Source organism: Arthrobacter sp. NPDC080082, from assembly GCF_040686595.1.
Taxonomy (GTDB): Bacteria; Actinomycetota; Actinomycetes; order Actinomycetales; family Micrococcaceae; genus Arthrobacter.
Window position 1 is genome coordinate 69,390 of record NZ_JBFBKQ010000005.1, and the last position, 20,781, is coordinate 90,170.

Sequence of the window (20,781 nt, forward strand, 5' to 3'; positions counted from 1 at the left end):
ACCGGCCCCGTGAGGGGCCCGCGGCCGGCGCTAGGAGTCGGCGCCGGTGCTGAAGCGCATCAGCAGGCCGAGGGCGATGATGACCACGCCCCAGGTGACGCCGAGGACGATCGTGAACCGGTTCAGGTTCCGCTCCGCCACGCCGGAGGAGCTGAGCCCGGAGCTCATGCCGCCGCCGAACATGTCGGACAGACCGCCGCCGCGACCCTTGTGCAGCAGGATGAGCAGGGTCAGCAGGAGGCTGGTGATACCCAGCAGCACCTGCAGGATGACATGAAGAACGTCCACGACGGCCTTTCGAAAGAGGGGATTGCGGGAACCGGTACCTGCGGCGGACTACTCCGCCGTGAGGTGGCTCTCGAACCTGACAATATTAGCAAACTCGGCCGCGTCCAGGCTGGCACCGCCTACCAGCAGCCCGTCCACGTCGCGTTCCTTCAGGATAGCGGCAGCGTTGTTGGCCTTCACGGAACCGCCGTAGAGCAGGCGCGTCTTCGCGGCCACGGAACCGTCGAAGAGCTTTTCGAGCTCGGCGCGGATCGCGGCGCACATTTCCTGCGCGTCCTCCGGTCCGGCGACCTCGCCGGTGCCGATGGCCCAGACGGGCTCGTAGGCCACGACCAGTTCGGCGGCCTGCTCGGCGGTGAGGCCCTCGACGCCGGCGCGGAGCTGGGCGAGGGTGTGCTCGACGTGGGTTCCGGCCTGGCGGACCTCGAGGCCTTCGCCCACGCACAGCACCGGGGTGAGGCCGTGGCTGAAGGCGGCCTTGGTCTTGGCGTTGAGGACCTCGTCGGTCTCCTGGTGGATGGTGCGGCGTTCGCTGTGGCCGACGAGAACGTAGCTGCAGCCCAGCTTGGCGAGGAAGGCACCGGAGATGTCGCCGGTGTAGGCGCCGGAGTCGAACTGGCTCAGGTCCTGGCCGCCATAGGCCACCTGCAGGTCGTCGCCCTGGACCAGGGTCTGGACGCCGCGGAGGTCGGTGAACGGCGGGAAGACGGCCACCTCCACGCGGTTGTAGTCGTGCTTGGCGTCCGAGAGCGTCCAGGCGAGCTTCTGCAGCAGGGTGATGCCCTGGACATGGTCCATGTTCATCTTCCAGTTGCCCGCGATGAAGGGCTTCCGGTCGAACTTGCCGTTGGTTGACGTGGTCACGAGGTCTCCAAAAGTCGTTGCGGTGAAAAAGGGGCCGGCCGGGCACCCGTGGGCGCCCGGCCGGCCGGAAGGGTCTAGCGGTCCAGCACGCTCAGGCCGGGGAGGTCCTTGCCTTCGAGGTACTCGAGGCTGGCGCCGCCGCCGGTGGAGATGTGCCCGAACTGGTCGTCGGCGAAGCCGAGGGTCCGGACCGCAGCGGCGGAGTCGCCGCCGCCCACCACGGTGAAGGCACCGGTCTTCGTCAGCGCCTCGGCGACGGCACGGGTGCCGCCGGCGAAGGCCGGGAATTCGAAGACGCCCATGGGGCCGTTCCAGAACACGGTCTTCGCCTCGGCGATCTTCGCGGCAAAGGCTGCCGCGGAGTCGGGGCCGATGTCCAGGCCGATGCCGGAGGTGCCGAAGCGGCTCTCCTCGATCGCGTCCGCCTGCACGGTCTCGTGCTCGGCGTCGGCGGCGAACTTGGCGGCCACGACGACGTCGGTGGGGATGACGAAGGTGGTGCCGGCGTCGGCCGCGCGCTTCAGGTAGTCCTGGACGACGGGGATCTGGTCCTCTTCGAGCAGGCTGCCGGCGACCTTGTGGCCCGCCGCCGCGAGGAAGGTGAACAGCATGCCGCCACCCACCAGGATGGTGTCGGCCTTGCCGATGAGGTTCTCGATCACGGCGAGCTTGTCCGAGACCTTGGAACCGCCGAGCACCACCACGTAGGGCCGCTGGGTGTCCGTGGTGAGCTTCCGCAGCACCTCGACCTCGGTCCGGACCAGGTCGCCCTGGTAGGACGGCAGGCGGGTGGCGACGTCGTAGACGCTGGCGTGCTTGCGGTGCACGGCGCCGAAGGCGTCGTCCACGAAGGCGCCGTTGCCGCCGGTGAGGGCGACCAGCTCGTCCGCGAAGGCGCCGCGTTCGGCGTCGTCCTTGGAGGTCTCCCGCGCGTCAAAACGCACGTTCTCGAGTACCAGAGCCGCACCGTCAGACAGCGCGGCGGCGGCCGCCGTGGCGGACTCCCCCACGGTGTCGTCGGCGAGGGTGACCGGGAAGGAGGCGAGCTCGGCCAGGCGCGCGACGGCGGGCTTGAGCGAGTACTTCTCCTCCGGGGCGCCCTTGGGGCGGCCCAGGTGCGCCGTGACCAGCACGCGTGCACCGGCGTCGGTGAGCTTCGTGAGGACCGGCAGGGAGGCCTTGATCCGGCCGTCATCAGTCACTGTAGAGCCGTCGAGCGGCACGTTCAGGTCACTTCGGACCAGAACGTACCGCCCGCGGACACCTTCAGCGATCAGTTCGTCGAGGGTGTGGAATGTCATGGCTCTTACCCTAGCCCAGCTTGGATGCGACGAGCTCCGTGAGGTCGACGAGGCGGTTGGAGTAGCCCCATTCGTTGTCGTACCAGGACACAACCTTGACCTGGTTGCCGATGACCTTGGTCAGGCCGGAGTCGAAGATCGACGAGGCCGGGTCACCGACGATGTCGGAGGAGACGATCGGCTCGTCGGTGTAGGTCAGCAGGCCCTTGAGTTCCGGGGTCTCGGAGGCGGCCTTGAGGGCGGCGTTGACTTCCTCGACGGTGGTCTCGCGGGAGACGGTGACGGTGAGGTCGGTGGCGGAGCCGGTGGGGACGGGAACGCGGATGGCGTAGCCGTCCAGCTTGCCCTTGAGCTCCGGGAGGACCAGGCCGATGGCCTTGGCGGCACCGGTGGAGGTGGGGACCATGTTGATGGCTGCGGCGCGGGCGCGGCGGAGGTCCTTGTGCGGGCCGTCCTGCAGGTTCTGGTCGGCGGTGTAGGCGTGCACGGTGGTCATCAGGCCACGCTCGATGCCGAACGCGTCGTTGACGACCTTGGCCAGCGGGCCGAGGCAGTTGGTGGTGCAGGAGGCGTTCGAGATGATGTGGTGCGCATCGTTGTCGTACAGGCCGTCGTTGACGCCCATGACGATGGTGATGTCCTCGTCCGAGGCGGGTGCGGAAATCAGGACCTTCTTGGCGCCGGCGTCGATGTGCTTCTTGGCATCGGCGGCCTTGGTGAAGAAACCGGTGGATTCGATCACGATGTCCACGCCGAGCTCGCCCCAGGGCAGGTTCGCGGGATCGCGCTCGGCCAGGACCTTGATGGTCTTGCCGTCGACGACGATGTTGCCGTCCTTGACCTCGATCGACTCGGCCAGGCGGCCGCCGACGGAGTCGTACTTGAAGAGGTGGGCCAGGGCTTCCGGGCTGGTGAGGTCGTTGACGGCAACGATCTCAAGGTCGGCGCCCTGTGCGAGGGCGGCGCGGAAGTAGTTGCGGCCAATGCGGCCGAAGCCGTTGATACCAATACGTGTCGTCACGTTTTCAGTCTCCTTGGTGCTCTCTCAAGCACGATTAGTTGAGTAGGCGTTCAAGCCAACTAACAGATCCCGCACGCCATTGGGCAGAGATGATTACCAGATCGGAGGGCGACCAGCCACGTTGCTGAAGGCTAACCGCCTTCCGTGATCCATCTTACGTTTAAGGTGGCCCGCCCCTGCAACAAAAGGGGCGGGCCTTCCGTGATTCGGCCCCTTGCGCAACAAAATGTGAGGTTTGTTACACGCGGGTTTCCGCCGGGGGTCCGGCTAGAGGGTGATGAGGCCGGTCGCGTTGCTGCGGGCGGCGTCGAAACGCTTGGCGACGTCGGCCCAGTTCACGATGTTCCAGAACGCCTTGACGTAGTCGGCCTTGACGTTGACGTAGTCCAGGTAGAAGGCGTGCTCCCACATGTCCAGCATCAGCAGCGGGGTGGTGCCGAGAGCCACGTTGCCCTGCTGATCGTAGAGCTGCTCGATGACCAGGTTGCCGCCGATCGGTTCGTAGGCCAGGAAGCCCCAGCCGGAGCCCTGCAGGCCCAGCGCCGCGGCGCTGAACTGGGCGCGGAAGGCGTCGAAGGAACCGAACGCGTCATCGATCGCGGCGGCCAGCTCGCCCTCGGGCTTGTCGCCGCCGTCCGGGGAGAGGTTCTTCCAGAAGACGGAGTGGTTGATGTGGCCGCCGGTGTGGAACGCGAGGTCCTTGGAGAGGCGGTTGATGTTGGCGAAGTCGCCCTTTTCGCGGGCCTCGGCCAGCTGTGCCAGCGCGTTGTTGGCGCCGGCGACGTAGGTTGCGTGGTGCTTGCTGTGGTGCAGCTCCATGATCTTTGCGGAGATGTGGGGCTCCAGCGCGGCGTAATCATAGTCCAGCTCTGGCAGTACGTACTCGGTCACAAAATCCTCCAATGTCGTGGACCCGACGGTCCGGTTTTGCTAACTCTCGGATTGTGCCTCCGGATGCTTGGACATCCGGAAGATTGTGGGTGGACCCGGTGGGCATAGCCTCCGCTGGCGGCGAGGTATTCCCGTGCCCTGGATCCGATTCTGTCGCTGATCCGCGGGTGCCGCTACTCGTCCAGCATCTCGGGGGTCACGTTGGCCTCGGTGCCGGGGACGCCGAGGTCCTGGGCGCGCTTGTCCGCCATGGCCAGGAGGCGGCGGATGCGGCCCGCGATTGCGTCCTTGGTCATCACCGGGTCGGCCAGGCGGCCCAGCTCGTCCAGGCTGGCCTGCTTGTGCGCCACGCGGAGTTCGCCGGCGTACTTCAGGTGGTCCGGGACGTCGTCGCCGAGGATTTCCAGGGCACGGTCCACGCGGGCACCGGCGGCGACGGCGGCCTGGGCGGAGCGGCGCAGGTTGGCGTCGTCGAAGTTGGCCAGGCGGTTGGCGGTGGCGCGGACTTCCTTGCGCATCCGGCGCTCCTCCCAGACCATGAGCGCGTCGTGCGCGCCCATCCGGGTCAGCAGCGCGGCGATGGTGTCGCCGTCGCGGATCACCACGCGGTCCACTCCCCGGACCTCGCGGGCCTTGGCCTGGATGCCGAGCCGGCGGGCGGCGCCGACCAGGGCCAGCGCCGATTCGGGGCCGGGACAGGTGACCTCGAGCGCGGAGGACCGGCCCGGTTCGGTCAGCGAGCCGTGGGCCAGGAACGCGCCGCGCCAGACGGCCTCCGCGTCGGCGGCCGAGCCGTTGACGACGACGGAAGGAAGGCCGCGGACGGGCCGGCCGCGGGCGTCCAGCAGGCCGGTCTGGCGGGCCAGCGCCTCGCCGTCGCGCACCACGCGGACCACGTAGCGGCTGCCGCGGCGCAGGCCGCCGCCGGAGACGACGATGATCTCGCTCTGGTGGCCGTACACCTCGGCGATCGCGGCACGGAGCCGGCGGGCGGTGGACGCCAGGTCCACCTCCGCCTCGATCACGATCCGGCCGGAGATGATGTGCAGGCCGCCCGCGAAGCGCAGCATGGCGGAGACCTCGGCCTTGCGGACCGAGGATTTCTTGATGTCCAGCCGGGAAAGTTCTTCCTTGACCGATGCTGTCAGTGCCATGGCACCTTCCTACCTGTTTCCAAAAATGTCGTGGTACGCCGTCGCCAGGCGCAGCGGATCATGCACGGGCCGGCGGCTCGACGCCCTAACCTTACCCAAGACCACCTCGGCCCCGAGCATCGCGGCCGCCCGCTCGAAGTCGGCGGTGTCCGGCACGGAGGCGGGGTCGGCGAGGACGACGTCGACGGTGAAGTCGGGAGCGTAGTCCCGCAGCACCCGGAGGTGGTCCGCGGCGGACATGCCGGCGGTTTCCTTGGTGTTGGTCGCCAGGTTCATGGTCAGGCAGCGCCGGGCCTCGGTGTTGCAGAGCGCGGTGCGCATCTCCGGCAGCAGCAGGTGCGGCAGCACGGAGGTGTACCAGGACCCGGGTCCGAGGACCACCCAGTCCGCGAGTTCGATTGCGGTGAGCGCCTCGACGCAGGCCGGGGCCGCCTCCGGCAGCAGCCTCACGGCCTCGAGGGTGCCGGCGACGGCACAGCGGGCCTGGCCGCGGATGGTTTCCAGGACGGGGGTGCCGTCCGGTCCGGGGACCCGTGCCTGGCCCTCGATGGTCAGCGGGGTGGTGGACATCGGCAGCACCTGGCCGCGGGCGCCCAGCAGCGCGCCGGCCCACTGCAGCCCGGCCACCGTGTCGCCGAGGAGTTCCCAGAGGGTCACGATCAGCAGGTTGCCCATCGCGTGTTCGTCGAGCGAGCCGCCCGTGCCGCGGCCGGGCTTGAAGCGGTGCTGCATGACATCGCGCCAGGTCCGGCCCCAGTCGGTGTCATCGCACAGGGCGGAGAGGGCCATCCGCAGGTCACCGGGGGGCAGCACGCCGTACTCCTCGCGCAGCCGCCCGGAGGAGCCGCCGTCGTCCGCGACCGTGACGATCGCGGTGAGTTCGGAGGTAAGCAGGCGCAGGGCGGAGAGCGAGGCGGCGAGCCCGTGGCCGCCGCCGAGCGCGACGACGGAGGGGCCCTTGTCCTGCTGGCCGGCGGAGGCGGCGCTGGCGGCCGGGACCAGGGGCAGGGGGCCGGTGAGGAGCGCCATTATTCGCGGCCCAGATCCCGGTGGGTCGTGGTGACCGTGACCCGGGGGTACTGGGCCAGCCGGCGGGAGAGTTCGACGGCAACGGCGACGGAGCGGTGTTTGCCGCCGGTGCAGCCGACGGCGATCGTGGCGTAGTGCTTGTTCTCGCGCCGGTAACCGTCCAGGACCGGTTCGAGGGCCAGCACGTAGCGTTCCACAAAGTTGCTGACGCCCTCGGCCTCCAGCACGTAGTCGCTGACGTCCTTGTCCAGCCCGGTGTGCGGGCGCAGCTGCGGGACCCAGTGCGGGTTGGGGATGAAGCGGGCGTCGGCGACGAAGTTCGCGTCCACCGGCAGGCCGTACTTGAAGCCGAAGCTCATGACGTTCAGGCGGAGCGCCACGGGTCCGGTCTCGCTGAAGAGTTCGGTGATGGCGGTGGCGAGGCCGTGGACGTTCAGCGGGGAGGTGTCCAGGACGATGTCGGAGGACTCGCGCAGCTCGCGGAGCAGTTCCCGTTCGGCGGAGATGCCGTCGAGGATCCGGCCGCCGCCCTGCAGCGGGTGCGGCCTGCGGCCCTGCTCGAAGCGGCGGACCAGGACGTCGTCGCTGGCGTCGAGGAACAACACCCGGAAGGTCACGCCGCTGGCCTCGAGGTTGCGCAGCGCGGCGCGGATGTCCGCGAACAGGTCCTTACTGCGGACGTCGACCACGACGGCGAGCTTGGAGATGGAGCCCGGGGCGTGCGAGACCAGCTCCGCGAGGGTTCCTAGCATCTGCGGCGGGAGGTTTTCCACCACGTACCAGCCGTGGTCCTCGAGCGCGTCGGAGGCGGTGCTGCGCCCGGCGCCGGACATGCCGGTGACCACCAGCAGCTCCCCCTCGACGGGTTTCACCGGGGTCAGGTCGTCCTCTGCTCCGGTTCCCGCAGGTGACTCTGTCATCGGTCGTGCCCCATCTCTGCTGTCTGCTCTGCCGTCGGCACGGCGCGCGGGGCAAGTGCTGCCGGCCGCGCGTCGTGCATCAGCCTCTAACCCTAGCCAAGTTTGCCGGCCCGGGCTAAGTTTCCAGGATTTCTCCCGTGGTCATGTTGATCGCGGGCGCGGCGGGCTCGTCCCCGCCGTCGCCGGCGTCGAAATGCTTCACGATCGCGGCGGCCAGCGCGGGACCGATGCCCTTGGCCGCGGTGAGCTCCTCGACGCTGGCGGCCTTGATGCTCTTGACCGAGCCGAACTGGTTCAGTAGGGCCTTGCGTTTGGATTCGCCGAGGCCGGGCACGCCGTCGAGCACGGAGACGGTCATGGCCTTGCCGCGCTTTTGCCGGTGGAAGGTGATGGCGAAGCGGTGGGCCTCGTCGCGGATCCGCTGCAACAGGTAGAGCCCGGCGGAGGCGCGGGGCAGGATGACCGGGAAGTCGCTGTCCGGCAGCCACACCTCCTCGAGCCGCTTGGCCAGGCCGACGACGTAGACGTCCTGGATGCCGAGGTCGGCGAGGGCCTTGGCTGCGGCGTTGACTTGGGGCTTGCCGCCGTCGACGACGACGAGGTTGGGCGGATAGGCGAACTTCGCCTTGGGCGCCGGCGTCGTGGTGTCGGTGACCGGGCCGGAGCCGGAGCTGGTTGAAGGGGCCCCGGCGGCGGGGGCGGCGGGGGCGACGGCGGCGGCCTGGGCGGCGGCCAGCGGGCCGGAGCCCGGCTCCGAGTTTGAGCCTGCGGTGACGGCCTGCTCCTGCAGGTAGTTGCGGAAGCGGCGGGTCAGGACGTCGTGCATGGCCGCGGTGTCGTCGTTGGCGGCGGGCCCGGTGACGGAGAACTTGCGGTAGTCCGACTTCTTCGGCAGGCCGTCCTCGACCACCACCATGGAACCGACCACGTTGGTGCCCTGGACGTGCGAGATGTCAAAGCATTCGATCCGCAGGAGCGCCACCGGCAGGTCCAGCGCCTCCTGCAGTTCGTTCAGCGCCTGGGACCGCATGGTCAGGTCGCCGGCACGGCGGGACTTGTGCAGCTTGAGGGCGTGTTCGGCGTTATCCCGGACGGTGGAGAGCAGTGTGGCCTTGTCCCCGCGCTGCGGGACCCGGATGTCCACCCGGGCGCCGCGCAGGCCGCTGAGCCACTGGGCCAGCTCCTCGGCGTTGCTGGGTTCGGCGGGGACCAGTATCTCGCGCGGAAGCCGGCCCTGGACCTCGCCCTCCGCGCCGTAGACCTGCTGCAGGAGGTGTTCGACGAGGTCCGGGGTGGTGGAGTCCTCGACCTTTTCCACTACCCAGCCGCGCTGACCGCGGATCCGGCCGCCGCGGACGTGGAAGACCTGCACGGCCGCCTCCAGCTCGTCCTCGTAAAGGGCGAAGACGTCGGCGTCGGTGTCCTCGGCGAGGACGACGGCGTTGCGTTCGAAGACCTTTTTCAGGGCGACGATGTCGTCGCGCACCCGGGCGGCCAGCTCGTAGTCGAGTTCGGCCACGGCGGCGGCCATGTCCTTTTCCAGCCGGGAGACGAAGCGCTTGGCTTCGCCGCCCATGAAGGCGCAGAAGTCCTCGGCCAGGACCCGGTGGTCCTCCGGGGAGATGCGGCCGACGCAGGGGGCGGAGCACTTGTCGATGTAGCCGAGCAGGCAGGGCCGGCCGCTGGCCTCGGCGCGTTTGAACACCCCGGGGCTGCAGCTGCGGACCGGGAAGACGCGCAGCAGCGTGTCCATGGTGTCGCGGATGGCGCCGGCCGTGTAGGGGCCGAAGTAGCGGGTGCCCTTGCGCCGGTCGCCGCGCATCACCTGCACGCGCGGGTACTTTTCCGACATGGTGACCGCAAGGTAGGGGTAGCTCTTGTCGTCGCGGAACATCACGTTGAACCGCGGCTTGAATTCCTTGATCCAGGTGTATTCGAGCTGCAGGGATTCCAGCTCGCTGCCGACGACCGTCCACTCCACGCTGCTGGCGGTGTGAACCATGGCGTGGGTCTTGGGCAGCAGTCCCGCGGGGTTGGCGAAGTACGAGTTCAGCCGGGAGCGGAGGTTCTTGGCCTTGCCGACGTAGATGACCCGGCCGTGCGGGTCCCGGAAACGGTAGACGCCCGGATTGGTAGGGATTTCCCCGGTCTTGGGGCGGTAACTCGCTGGATGTGCCACTAGTTCATTCTACTGAGCGGCACGCCCCGCCCCCGCATCGGGGCACGCCGCACGCGCCGCCCTCCCGTATCGGAGTTGGCGCTACTCGACGGTTTTGCTCTGGTTGTAGGTGGTGGCGCGTTCCTGGCCGCTCAGCTCGGCGATGGCGTCCATGATCTTGTCGGTGACCTGGCGCCGGGCCGGGAGCGAGTGGTCCGGGCCGGTCTTCTCGAAGTAGAGCGGCTCCCCCACCTTCATGGTGAAGTGCTGCGGGCGGACCTTGTTGCTGTCCGCCGGCTGCAGGTTCTCGGTGCCGATCAGGCCCACCGGGATGACCGGGGCCCCGGTGGTCAGGGCGAGCCAGCCGACGCCGGTGCGGCCGCGGTAGAGGATGCCGTCGCGGGAGCGGGTGCCCTCGGGGTAGATGCCGATGCCCTTGCCGGCTTCGAGGATGTCCAGGAGCGTCTTGAGTGCCTGCACGCTGGCGGCCTGCTCGCCGCGCTCCACCGGGATGGAACCGACGGCCTCGAAGAAGCCCTTCATCAGGCGGCCCTTGACGCCGCTGGTGGTGAAGTATTCGGCCTTGGCGAAGAACGCCACCGGCCGCGGCATGAGGGCCTGGACGATCACGCTGTCCAGGAAGGACAGATGGTTCGGCGCCACGATGAACGGTCCCGTGGTGGGGACGTTCTCGAGTCCGATGACCGTGGGGCGGCAGGTCGAGCTGACCAGCCCCCGCGTGGTCCAGCGGATCGCGTCAAACATTGCCATCGGTGTGCACCTCGTTCAGGGCCTGCAGGGCACCGGTCCGGACGGCGTCCAGCCGGGTAATCGTGTCGGTTAGGTCGGAGGTGCTGTGCACGACCGCCACCGCGCCCGCCCCGGCGAGTTCGCCGTCGAGCGCAAAACCCCAGCCTACCCCGATGCACTCCAGGCCGTTGGCAGCCGCTCCGGCGACGTCCTGGGCGCGGTCCCCCACCATGACGGCGTAGCCGGTGCCGAGGTCGGCGAGGGCGGCGGCGACGATCCCGGCCTTCCCGGCCGGTCCGTGCGCGGAGGCGGACTCGTCCGCGGCGGAGCCCCGGATGGTGTGGAACAAACCGGTCAGGCCGTGGTGGTCCAGGACGATCCGGGCCAGGTGCTCGGGTTTTTGGGTGGCGACCGCGGCGGGCCGGCCGTCGGCGGCGAAGGTCTCCAGCAGTTCGCGGATCCCGTCGTAGACCCGGCTCCGGGCAATGCCCTCGGCGAGGTAGTGCGCCCGGTAGAGCCGGATGACGTCCTCGAGCCGGTCGGCGGGGACGCCGGCGATCTCCAGCAGGGAGTGGCTGAGCTTGGGGCCCACCATCGCGTCCAGGTCGGCGGGGCCCGGAACGGGCATCCCGAGCTGCCGCAGGGCGGCGGCGATGCCTCCGGTGATGCCGCCGGCCGGGTCCACCAGGGTGCCGTCCAGGTCGAAGATCACGGGCACGGGGGTTGGCATCACGGGCCCTAGTTTCTCACGAGGGGCCGGAAGGCCGAAATTCGTCCAGACGAACGGTTAACCGGAGGCCGGATCCCGTGCGGCACGCTGCCACGGGTGTCGTTCGACGCACAAATGCCCTGTCGCGCCCGGAATTCCGGGTGCGGCAGGGCATTTGCGTGTCGACAGCCTCTTGATGCGTCGAGAAGGGGCTAGCCGAGGATTTCGGCGAGGAACGCCGCGGTGTGGCTGTCCTTGGACTTGGCAACCTGTTCCGGGGTGCCGGAGGCGACGATCCGCCCGCCGCCGGAGCCTCCGTCGGGACCCAGGTCCACGATCCAGTCCGCACTTTTGATCACGTCAAGGTTGTGCTCGATGGTGATCACGGTGTTGCCCTTGTCCACGAGGCCCTGCAGCACCATGAGGAGCTTGCGGATGTCCTCGAAGTGCAGGCCGGTGGTCGGCTCGTCCAGGACGTAGACGCTGCGGCCGTTGGAGCGCTTCTGCAGTTCCGCTGCCAGCTTGACGCGCTGCGCCTCGCCGCCGGAGAGGGTGGTGGCCGGCTGGCCCAGCCGCACGTAGCCGAGGCCGACGTCGACCAGGGTGCGCAGGTGCCGGGCGATCGGCGAGAACGCGGCAAAGAACTCCGCGCCCTCCTCGATCGGCATGTTCAGCACGTCCGCGATGGTCTTGCCCTTGTAGTGGACCTCGAGCGTTTCCCGGTTGTAGCGGGCGCCGTGGCAGACCTCGCAGGGGACGTAGACGTCCGGCAGGAAGTTCATCTCGATCTTCAGGGTGCCGTCGCCGGAGCAAGCCTCGCAACGGCCGCCCTTGACGTTGAAGGAGAACCGGCCGGGCAGGTAGCCGCGGACCTTGGCCTCCGTGGTCTCGGCGAAGAGCTTCCGGATGTGGTCGAAGACGCCGGTGTACGTGGCCGGGTTGGACCGGGGCGTGCGGCCGATGGGGCTCTGGTCGACGTGGACCACCTTGTCCAGGTGCTCGAGGCCCTGGACGGTCTTGTGCCGGCCGGCCACCTGCTTGGCGCCGTTGAGCTTGGTTGCGAGGACCTTGTAGAGGATCTCGTTGACCAGCGTGGACTTGCCGGAGCCGCTGACGCCGGTGACTGCGGTGAAGAGCCCCAGCGGGAAGGAGGCGTCTACGTTGAGGAGGTTGTTTTCCTTGGCCCCGACGACCTTCAGCTCGCGCTTCTTGTCGTACTTGCGGCGCTTCTTCGGCACCGCGATGGCCTTCCGGCCGGAGAGGTAGTCGCCGGTGAGGGACTCGGTGTTCTTCAGCAGGTCCTGGTAGGAGCCGGAGTGGACCACCTTTCCGCCGTGCTCGCCGGCGCCCGGTCCGATGTCCACCACCCAGTCGGCCTCGTGGATGGTGTCCTCGTCGTGTTCGACCACGATCAGGGTGTTGCCGAGGTCCCGGAGCCGGGTGAGGGTTTCGATGAGCCGGCGGTTGTCGCGCTGGTGCAGGCCGATCGAGGGCTCGTCGAGGACGTAGAGCACGCCCACCAGGCCGGAGCCGATCTGGGTGGCCAGGCGGATGCGCTGGGCCTCGCCGCCGGACAGGGTGCCCGAGGACCGTTCCAGGTTCAGGTATTCGAGGCCGACGTCCAGCAGGAAGGTCAGGCGGGCCTGGATCTCCTTGAGCACCTGGTTGGCGATCTGGGCCTCGCGGCCGGTGAGCACCAGGGTGTCCAGGAAGTGGGCGCACTCGCGCATCGGCAGGGCGGCGACCTCGGCGATGGACTTGCCGTTGATCAGCACGGACAGCGAGGCCGGGTTCAGGCGCGCGCCATTGCAGGCCGGGCACGGGACCTGCCGCATGTATTCCTCGTACCGGTCGCGGGCCGAGTCGGAATCCGTCTCGGTGTGCTTGCGGTGCACGTACTGCACGACGCCCTCGAAGCCGGTGCTGTACTTGCGTTCCCGGCCGAAGCGGTTGCGGTACTGCACGACCACCTTGTGGTCCTTGCCGTGCAGGACGGTCTGGCGGGCATCCTTGGAGAGTTTCTCCCAGGGCGTGGTCATGGAGAAGCCGACGTCCTTGGCGAGGCCGCTGAGGAGACGAATCCAGTATTCGGTGGTGGCGGCGCCCATCGACCAGGGGGCGATGGCTCCCTCGGCCAGGGACAGCTCGGGGTTGGGGACGATGAGTTCCTCGTCCACCTCGAGCCGGGTGCCGATGCCGCTGCAGACCGAGCAGGCACCGAACGGGTTGTTGAAGGAGAAGGAGCGGGGCTCGATCTCGTCCAGCGCGAGGGGGTGCTCGTTGGGGCAGGCGAGGTGCTCGGAGAACGCGCGGATCCGCTCGGGATCATCGGCGTCGAGGTCCACGAACTCTGCCAGGACGCGGCCCTCGGCGAGCCCCAGGGCGGTCTCCACCGAGTCGGTCAGGCGCTGGCGGATGCCTTCCTTCACCACCAGGCGGTCCACCACCACCTCGATGGTGTGCTTGAACTGCTTGCCCAGCTTGGGCGGGTCGCTGAGCTGGACCAGCTTGTCGTCCACCCGGGCACGGGAGTAGCCCTTGGCGCTGAGCTCCTTGAAGAGCTCGACGAATTCGCCCTTACGGCCGCGGACCACGGGCGCAAGGACCTGGAACCGGGTACCCTCGGGCAGTTCCTGCAGCTGGTCCACGATCTGCTGCGGGGTCTGCTTGGTGACGGGCTCGCCGCAGACCGGGCAGTGCGGGCGCCCCACACGGGCCCAGAGCAGGCGCATGTAGTCGTAGATCTCGGTGATGGTGCCCACGGTGGAGCGGGGGTTCTTGCTGGTGGACTTCTGGTCGATCGAGACCGCGGGCGAGAGGCCCTCGATGAAGTCGACGTCGGGCTTGTCCACCTGGCCCAGGAACTGCCGGGCATAGGCGGAGAGCGACTCGACATAGCGGCGCTGGCCCTCGGCGAAGATGGTGTCGAACGCCAGGGAGGACTTGCCGGAGCCGGAGAGGCCGGTGAAGACGATCATCGCGTCGCGCGGCAGGTCCAGGTCAACGTTGCGCAAGTTGTGCTCGCGGGCGCCCTTCACCACCAGGCGGGACAGGTCGGGCCGTTCCGGCACCGCGGTGGCCACCCGGGCCGTCTTTCCTTCGGTCCGGGACACGGCTTTTCCGGGCTCCGGCGCGGTGGCGTCAGGCTGGATAACGACGGCGGGTTCTTCAGCTACGGCTTTAGGCACGCTTACCATGCTAATCGAAAACTTCTTCGAATCGCTATTCGGGCGGTGCGTGTGCTAGGGCACCCCGGTCAGGGGCGCTCAACGCCGCTCAGTGGCGGTCGTACGCGGCGGCGAGCAGCTGGACCGCCTCGGCGAAGCTGGCGCCCTTGGCCCGCGCGGCGGCGGCGTAGTCGGCGGCGGACTCGGCGAGGGACCCCCAGGCCTCGTCCCGCGCGCAGACCACCGTGCCGTTGCGGCCCTGGGTGCTGACGACGCCGGCGGCCTCGAGTTCCTTGTAGGCGCGGGCCACGGTGTGCGGCGCGACGCCCAGCTCGGCGGCCAGGCTGCGGACGGCGGGGAGCCGGGTTCCGGGGGCGAGCGTGCCGTCGTCGGCCCGTTCGATGATGTTCAGCCGCAGCTGCTCGAACAGCGGGACGGAGCTGGCGGTGCTGGGCTTCCAGGTGCCCGGAAAGGCGGCCGTGCCGGCGGACGGAGGCGTCACCGGCCGGACTCCAGGGCGTCCGCGGCGGCCGGCAGCCCGGCGAACTGGGCGCGGCACAGCGCGGCGTAGTGGCCTCCCCGTCCGGTCAGTTCCTGGTGGGTGCCCTGCTCAACGACGCGTCCTTGGTCCATGACGAGAATTAGATCAGCGTCCCGGACGGTGGACAAGCGGTGGGCAATCACGAAGCTGGTCCGGTCCTCCCGGAGCCGTGCCATCGCTTCCCGGATCTGCAGCTCGGTCCTGCTGTCCACGGAGCTGGTGGCCTCGTCCAGGACCAGGATGCTGCCGCCGGCCAGGTGGGTGCGGGCGATCGAGATCAACTGGCGCTGGCCGCGGCTGAGCGAGCCGCCGTCGTTGCCGAGGACGGTGGCGTACCCGTCCGGGAGGGCGCGGACGAACGGGTCGACGTGGCTGGCCTGCGCTGCGGCGATGATGTCCGCGTCGGGGGCGCCGGGCCGGCCGTACTCGATGTTGTCCCGGATGGTGCCGGTGAAGAGCCAGGCGTCCTGCAGGACGGTTCCGATGCCCGCCCGGAGGACGTCCCTGGGCAGCTCCGCGATGTCGACGCCGTCGATGGTGATGCGGCCGGCGTCGGGCTCGTAGAAGCGCATCAGGAGGTTGACCACCGTGGTCTTCCCGGCGCCGGTGTGGCCGACGATCGCCACCGTCTGGCCGGGTTCGGCCGTGAAGCTGAGGTCGCGGACCACCGGTGCGTCCGGGCGGTAGCCGAAGCTGACCCCCTCGAAGCGGATCCGTCCGGCCGGAAGGGCGGCGTTGCCGGTGCCGGCTGGCACGGCGACTTCTCCGGTGTCGGCGGGGATTTCGTCCGCGTCGAGCAGGGCGAAGACGCGCCCGGCGGAGGCCAGGCAGGACTGGATCAGGGTGAGCATGCCGCCGATCTGCCCCATCGGCTGGCTGAAGAGCCTGCTGAACTGGATGAAGGCCTGGACACCGCCGATGCTCATGGTTCCCGCGGCCACCTGGAGTGCCCCGATGACGGCGACGGCGATGTAGTTGAGGTTGGCGACGAACAGCATCAGCGGCTGCACCATCCCGGAGAGGTACTGCGCGCTGGAGGCGGCCCGGTAGAGCCGCTCGTTCCCGGCGCGGAAGACCGTGGCGGCGGCCTCCTGGCGGCCGAAGGCCTTGACCACCTCGTGCCCGGAGAAGAATTCCTCGAGGTGGGCCTGGACGGCGCCCGTGCTGCTCCACTGTTCGCCGAAGTGCGCCTGCGACCGGCGAGCCACCAGGACGGTGACCAGGGTGGACACCGGCACGGAGACGAGCGCGATGAGCGCCAGCAGCGGCGAAAGCCAGATCATCATGGTCAGCGCCCCGGTGAGCATCAGGACGGACATGATCAACTGGTTGAGCAGCTGGTTCAGGGACTGGGAGACGTTGTCGACGTCGTTGGTGGCCCGGCTCAGCACGTCGCCGCGGTGCTGGCCCTCGAAGTGGGCGGACGGCAGGACGTGGACCTTGCGTTCGACGGCGGCCCGGAGGCCGTAGCTGAGCCGCTGCACGGCGGTGGCGGTGAGGGCGCCCTGGATCCAGCTGAAGACGGAGGCGCCGAGGTACATCAGCGACACCGCCAGCAGCAGCCGGCCCAGGTGCGCCTCGTCGAAGCCCCGGCCCATGACGCCGCGGACCACGATGTCGGTGGCGTCGCCCAGGTACTTCGGTGCGGCGACGTTCAGGGCGGCGAAGCCGCAGGTTGCCGCGACGACGCCTGCCATCCTGAGCCGCACGGGCCGGAGCAGTCCGAGCAGCCGGGCTGCCGTCCGCCGCCGCGGCGGGGGCGGCGGGGTGACGGCCGTGTCGGCGGCGCCGTCGGCGGTCACAGGCTGTCCGCCAGGATCAGCTGGGAGGCGGCGATGTCCCGGTACGCCGGGGAGCCGGCCAGCAGCGCGTCGTGGCTGCCCTGCGCGCTGACCCGCCCCTCCTCCAGCACGAGAATGGTGTCCGCGTCCGCGATGCTGGCCACCCGTTCGGCCACCACCAGCACGGTGGCGTCCGCCAGCAGGGGTTGCAGGGCGCGGCGCAGCCGGTGGTCGGTGCCGTAGTCCAGGGCCGAGAAGCTGTCGTCGAAGAGGTAGATGTCGGCGTGGCGGAGCAGGGCCCGGGCGATGCAGAGCCGCTGCCGCTGGCCGCCGGAGAGGTTGCCGCCGCCCTGGCTGAGCGGGGCGTCGAGCCCGCCGTCGAGTTCGCGGACGAAGACGTCGGCCTGCGCAGCCTCCAGCGCCTCCCACAGTTCGGCGTCGGTGGCGTCGAGCCCGCCCACCCGGAGGTTCCGCGCCACGGTCCCGCCGAAAAGGTGGGAGTGCTGCGGCACCAGCGAAATCCTGCCGCGCAGCTGGTCCAGGGGCAGCGTGGCGATGTCGGCCCCGCCCAGGAAGACGGTGCCGTGCGTCGGATCCAGGAAGCGTGGCAGGAGGTTCACCAGCGTGGTCTTCCCGCTGCCGGTGGCGCCGATGACCGCGGTCGTGGTGCCGGGGCGGGCCGTGAAGCTGATCCCGGAGAGCACGGGCTTCTCTGCCCCCGGATAGGCGAAGCCGACGTCGCGGAACTCGACCGTCCCGGCGGCGGCGCGGGGTTCGACCGTCCGGACTGCAGCGCCGACGACGGCGGTGCGGGGGTCGGCGATGGACGGCTCGGTGTCCAGCACCGCCCGGATCCGTTCGGCGCAGACGGCAGCCCGGGGCGCCGTAGTGAACACATACATGGCCATGACGATCGCGATCATGATCTGCAGGATGTAGGCGATGAACGCGGCCAGGGCGCCCACCTTCATCTGCCCGGCGGCAATCCGGTGCCCGCCGAACCAGACGACCGCCACGGATGACAGGTTCACCACGATCATGATCAGGGGATTCATCCCGGCCACCAACAGCGCCGAATCCAGGTTGTTCCGGGTGAGGTCCCGGTTGACCGCGCCGAAGCGCCGCATCTCGTGCTCCTGCCGCACGAAGCTGCGGATCACGTTGGCACCGATGATTTGCTCCCGCAGCGTCCGGCCGGCGCGGTCGATGAGCTGCTGGCCCGCCCGGTAGAGCGGGATCAGCCGGCGGACGATCAGGAACATGATCGCTGCCAGGAGCGGGATGACGGCGACCACGATGCCGGAAAGCGCCACGTCCTGGTGAACCGCCAGCACGATGCCGCCGACGAAGCTGGCGGGCGCCGCCACCAGCATTGTCAGGACCAGCAGGGTGAGGTTCTGGATCTGGACGACGTCGTTGGTGGCCCGGGTGACCAGGCTGGACGCGCCGAAGCCGGCGATGTCCTGCGAGGAGAAGGTCTGCACGGTGGCGAAGAGGTCGCTGCGCAGGTCCCGGGCGACCCGCATGGCGACGACGGCGCCGAGGTAGCCTGCGGCGAGGGCCGTGACCACCTGCACCGCGGCGACGGCGGCCATGACGGCCCCCAGGCGCGGGATGGCCGGGGTGTCGCCGGCGACGATCCCCTGGTCGATGATCGCCGCATTCAGGGTGGGAAGGAGCAGGTTGGCGGTGGTCTGGAGCAGCTGAAGCCCGATGATGGCCGCGACCGCGCCCCGATGCGCGGCCAGCGCCCGTCTGATCAGGGCAAACAGCATAGAACCTCCAACGTCGGGTCACGCAGCGTGATGGCGGACGTCGTAGCCGTCGCCCGCCGGGCCGGTACCGTCCCCCGGCCTGGCGGCGGAAAGGTACCCGGAAGCGGAGAGTCGCGCGGCCGCCCCCAGACCGCTTTGTCATTGTATGCCTACGACTCAGCGGAAGTTGTCACACGGCGTGTCACATCCGTCAATCGAGGAGGGAACCGCCGCGCTTGCGGGCGACGGCGAAGACCCTGCGGAACTCGAAGACCGTCCCGTGCGGCCCCCGCGGGTAGGCCTCCCGGAGCATCGCTCCGTACTGCGCCTCGAAGCGTTCGGCGTCCGGGCCGTCGAGTGCGGCGAGAACCGGCCGCAGCCCCGTGCCGCGGACCCACTCCAGGACGGCGTCCGGGCCCTGAAGCACCTGCAAGTAGGTGGTCTCCCAGACGTCCGCGTCGCAGCCGGCATCAAGCATCAGCTTCAGGTAGTCGGCGGGCTGGCCCACGACGTCGTCGTGCCGGAGGACTCCGGCGAGCGGCTCGGCCCACTCCCCCGTCCCGGCCAGGGAGCGCATCAGCGCGTGCGAGGGGGCATCGAAGTTGCCCGGGACCTGGAGGGCGAACCACGCGCCGGGGCGGAGCGCGGCCAGCCAGCCCTCCAGCAGCCCGCGGTGGCCCGGGACCCATTGCAGGGCCGCGTTGGTGACCACGACGTCGGTTTCCGGACCGGGCTGCCAGCCGGCGATGTCGGCCCGCTCGAAGCGGAGGCCGCCGCCGGCCAGCGCCGCTGCACGTTCCAGCATCTCCGGTGAGGAGTCGATACCCACCACGTCGGCACCTGGCCAGCGGGCGGCGAGGGCAGCCGTCAGGTTGCCCGGTCCGCAGCCGAGGTCCACCACCTGCCGCGGCGCTTCGGCCCGGATCCGCCCGGTCAGGTCGAAGAAGGGCCGGTCCCGGTGGTCGCCGAACTGTGCATACTTGGCCGCATCCCACTTCATGAGTTCCCCCGCCTCGCGATGCTCTTTAACCGCAGTGTTCTTTCACCCGCAGTGTTCTTCCAGGGGAAGCCTAAGCCCGGGCGGGGGCCGCCGGGGCGTCACGGTCCGTGGTCCGCGCGGCGCCCGCCGTGAGGTCCGCGATCCAGGAGCCCAGCTCCGCCAGGGTCCGGGGCGAGATGCCGTGGCCGCCCGGGTCGCGCCGGGAGCGGGCGGCCGCGGATGATTCGCCCCGCAAGTACCGCCAGGTGCGGTCGAGCAGTTCCGCGGGGATCACCCGGTCCTGCTCGCCCTGGGCCACGAAGACGGGCGTCCCGTCGAGCAGGCCAGGGGTCACGGGGACTCCGGCGTCGAAGGGCAGCGTCCCGTAGAGGATGGCCGCGCCGGCGTAGCGGACCGGGTCGGAGAGCAGCAGGCCGCCGGCGAAGGCGGCGCCGCCGCTGAAGCCCACCAGCACCACGGGGCGGCCGGCCGGGGCGGCCCCGTCCAACCATGTCCGGAACCAGGCCATGGTCCCGGCCAGGGATTCGGCTACGGGCCGTCCGATGCCGCGGTTGGCGAACCAGGCATAGCCGCCGCCCTCGGCGATGGGGGCCCGCACGGCGGCATAGGCGGCGCCCTCGGGCAACGCGCCGGCCAGGCCCAGGATGTCGCGTTCGTTCGATCCCCGGCCGTGCAGCAGGACCACGAGTGGTGCCTTCGGGTCTGCGGACCCTGCGGTCGCCACCACCGGCGCCGGATAGGTGTCCGTCATTTACTTCGTCACCTTCAGGCCGGTGTCCCAGGTGAAGTCGGGGAACGCGGGGCTGGCCTGCATGGTCATGAGGACGAACTGGAAGCCTTCGAGTTCGCGGGCGCGCTTGAGCGGTCCGACGGCGAGGGGCCGCATGCCGGCGTCGCTGACGAAGCGGGCGACGGCGGCGGTGGCCGCCTCGTCGTCGCCGGCGATGAAGACGTCCAGCGGCTGCCCGGCGGACTGGCCGGTCATGAGGGTTCCGGCGAAGGTGGTGTTGAAGGCCTTGACGACGGGCGCACCGGCGGGGGCCAGGGCGGCAATTTCCTCGGCCGCGGAGCTGCCCGGGGCGACCACGAGGGAGTCGAAGGTCTCGAAGTTGACGGGGTTCGTGATGTCAACGATGACCTTGCCGGCCAGGGCGGCGCCATAGCTCTCCACCACGTCCCTGGCGGCGTCGAACGGAACCGCGAGGACGAGGAGGCCGCCGGCGGGGGCGCTCCCGATGCTGCCGTGGCCGACGCCTGCGCCGAGTTCACCAGCCAGCGTCCGGGCCTTGTCCGCGTCCCGGCCAAGGATTTCGACGGTGCGGCCGGCAGCGAGGGCGCGGGTGGCAATGCCACGGGCCATGGAGCCGTTGCCGATGATGGTGATGTCAGTCATGGGGTTCTTCTTTCCAAAGAGGCGTGCCAGGAGGTTTTTCATGGGGTTCTGTTCTGCCGG

General features: G+C 69.7%; 18 protein-coding genes. All 18 read right to left on the reverse strand.

Going from position 1 to position 20,781, the window contains the following annotated elements; all coding sequences use genetic code 11:
• Positions 1 to 30 precede the first annotated feature (30 nt).
• Positions 31 to 288 (reverse strand): preprotein translocase subunit SecG, encoded by a 258-nt coding sequence (gene secG, locus AB0O44_RS11410; RefSeq protein WP_290257919.1) that lies wholly within the window; start codon positions 286 to 288, stop codon positions 31 to 33.
• A 48-nt stretch (positions 289 to 336) separates the two neighbouring features.
• Positions 337 to 1,152: a triose-phosphate isomerase gene (tpiA, locus tag AB0O44_RS11415; RefSeq protein WP_290257920.1), complete on the reverse strand. Its 816-nt coding sequence runs from the start codon at positions 1,150 to 1,152 to the stop codon at positions 337 to 339.
• Positions 1,153 to 1,226: 74 nt separating this feature from the next.
• Positions 1,227 to 2,453: a phosphoglycerate kinase gene (locus AB0O44_RS11420; protein WP_364137434.1), complete on the reverse strand. Its 1,227-nt coding sequence runs from the start codon at positions 2,451 to 2,453 to the stop codon at positions 1,227 to 1,229.
• Between the two features lie 10 nt (positions 2,454 to 2,463).
• Positions 2,464 to 3,474 carry a type I glyceraldehyde-3-phosphate dehydrogenase gene (gap, locus tag AB0O44_RS11425; RefSeq protein ID WP_290257922.1) on the reverse strand — a complete coding sequence of 337 codons (1,011 nt, stop codon included), beginning with the start codon at positions 3,472 to 3,474 and terminating at the stop codon, positions 2,464 to 2,466.
• Positions 3,475 to 3,741: 267 nt separating this feature from the next.
• Positions 3,742 to 4,365: a superoxide dismutase gene (locus AB0O44_RS11430; RefSeq protein ID WP_364137436.1), complete on the reverse strand. Its 624-nt coding sequence runs from the start codon at positions 4,363 to 4,365 to the stop codon at positions 3,742 to 3,744.
• A gap of 173 nt (positions 4,366 to 4,538) precedes the next feature.
• Entirely contained in the window at positions 4,539 to 5,519 is a 981-nt protein-coding gene (gene whiA, locus AB0O44_RS11435) for a DNA-binding protein WhiA (protein ID WP_290257924.1), read from the reverse strand.
• A gap of 9 nt (positions 5,520 to 5,528) precedes the next feature.
• Positions 5,529 to 6,548 carry a uridine diphosphate-N-acetylglucosamine-binding protein YvcK gene (gene yvcK, locus AB0O44_RS11440; protein WP_364137439.1) on the reverse strand — a complete coding sequence of 340 codons (1,020 nt, stop codon included), beginning with the start codon at positions 6,546 to 6,548 and terminating at the stop codon, positions 5,529 to 5,531.
• Positions 6,548 to 7,468 carry an RNase adapter RapZ gene (gene rapZ / locus AB0O44_RS11445; protein ID WP_290257926.1) on the reverse strand — a complete coding sequence of 307 codons (921 nt, stop codon included), beginning with the start codon at positions 7,466 to 7,468 and terminating at the stop codon, positions 6,548 to 6,550. Before rapZ ends, yvcK begins: the two co-directional genes overlap by 1 nt.
• Before the next feature lie 115 nt (positions 7,469 to 7,583).
• On the reverse strand, positions 7,584 to 9,647 hold the full coding sequence (gene uvrC / locus AB0O44_RS11450; RefSeq protein WP_364137441.1) for an excinuclease ABC subunit UvrC: 2,064 nt from the start codon (positions 9,645 to 9,647) through the stop codon (positions 7,584 to 7,586).
• 81 nt (positions 9,648 to 9,728) lie between these two features.
• A complete protein-coding gene (locus AB0O44_RS11455) occupies positions 9,729 to 10,397 on the reverse strand; it encodes a lysophospholipid acyltransferase family protein (RefSeq protein WP_290257928.1) in 669 nt (222 codons plus the stop codon).
• Positions 10,384 to 11,106 (reverse strand): HAD hydrolase-like protein, encoded by a 723-nt coding sequence (locus tag AB0O44_RS11460; RefSeq protein ID WP_364137946.1) that lies wholly within the window; start codon positions 11,104 to 11,106, stop codon positions 10,384 to 10,386. The genes AB0O44_RS11455 and AB0O44_RS11460 overlap by 14 nt, the downstream gene beginning before the upstream one ends.
• A gap of 191 nt (positions 11,107 to 11,297) precedes the next feature.
• Complete coding sequence (uvrA, locus tag AB0O44_RS11465) at positions 11,298 to 14,198, reverse strand: excinuclease ABC subunit UvrA (RefSeq protein WP_290258249.1); 2,901 nt, start codon at positions 14,196 to 14,198, stop codon at positions 11,298 to 11,300.
• Positions 14,199 to 14,361: 163 nt separating this feature from the next.
• Positions 14,362 to 14,754, reverse strand: a complete 393-nt coding sequence (locus tag AB0O44_RS11470; protein ID WP_364137443.1) for a GntR family transcriptional regulator — start codon at positions 14,752 to 14,754, stop codon at positions 14,362 to 14,364.
• Positions 14,751 to 16,490 carry an ABC transporter ATP-binding protein gene (locus tag AB0O44_RS11475; RefSeq protein WP_364137948.1) on the reverse strand — a complete coding sequence of 580 codons (1,740 nt, stop codon included), beginning with the start codon at positions 16,488 to 16,490 and terminating at the stop codon, positions 14,751 to 14,753. The genes AB0O44_RS11470 and AB0O44_RS11475 overlap by 4 nt, the downstream gene beginning before the upstream one ends.
• Positions 16,491 to 16,591: 101 nt before the next feature.
• Entirely contained in the window at positions 16,592 to 18,349 is a 1,758-nt protein-coding gene (locus tag AB0O44_RS11480) for an ABC transporter ATP-binding protein (RefSeq protein WP_364137445.1), read from the reverse strand.
• Between the two features lie 190 nt (positions 18,350 to 18,539).
• Positions 18,540 to 19,328, reverse strand: coding sequence for a trans-aconitate 2-methyltransferase (locus tag AB0O44_RS11485; RefSeq protein WP_364137447.1), 789 nt, complete (start codon positions 19,326 to 19,328; stop codon positions 18,540 to 18,542).
• A 70-nt stretch (positions 19,329 to 19,398) separates the two neighbouring features.
• Positions 19,399 to 20,079 (reverse strand): serine esterase, encoded by a 681-nt coding sequence (locus AB0O44_RS11490; protein ID WP_364137449.1) that lies wholly within the window; start codon positions 20,077 to 20,079, stop codon positions 19,399 to 19,401.
• On the reverse strand, positions 20,080 to 20,721 hold the full coding sequence (locus AB0O44_RS11495) for an NAD(P)-binding domain-containing protein (RefSeq protein WP_364137451.1): 642 nt from the start codon (positions 20,719 to 20,721) through the stop codon (positions 20,080 to 20,082).
• Between the last annotated feature and the right edge of the window lie 60 nt (positions 20,722 to 20,781).